Source organism: Staphylococcus sp. HMSC14D10, from assembly GCF_001808125.1.
In the GTDB taxonomy this organism is placed as follows: domain Bacteria; phylum Bacillota; class Bacilli; order Staphylococcales; family Staphylococcaceae; genus Staphylococcus; species Staphylococcus haemolyticus.
The window spans coordinates 4,717-4,990 of the sequence record NZ_KV792267.1; the positions used below are offsets into that span (position 1 = coordinate 4,717).

Consider the following 274-nt stretch of genomic DNA (forward strand, 5'->3'; position numbering starts at 1 on the left):
AGGTCAGCGGTTCGATCCCGCTAGTCTCCACCATATTAAATTTACAAACTAGATAACGGCGGTGTAGCTCAGCTGGCTAGAGCGTACGGTTCATACCCGTGAGGTCGGGGGTTCGATCCCCTCCACCGCCACTACTTATTAGTTGTAGAATTATAATTTGGACCTTTAGCTCAGTTGGTTAGAGCTAACGGCTCATAACCGTTCGGTCGCAGGTTCGAGTCCTGCAAGGTCCATATAATTTTGGAGGAATACCCAAGTCCGGCTGAAGGGATCG

Annotated in this window: 2 tRNA genes; both read left to right on the plus strand. The window is 49.6% G+C overall.

The annotated features are described in order from the left end of the window. Positions 1-57: 57 nt before the first annotated feature. Positions 58-131, plus strand: a tRNA-Met gene (locus HMPREF3134_RS10190). A 28-nt stretch (positions 132-159) separates the two neighbouring features. After that, positions 160-233: transfer RNA gene (locus tag HMPREF3134_RS10195), tRNA-Ile, on the plus strand. The last annotated feature ends 41 nt before the right edge of the window (positions 234-274 follow it).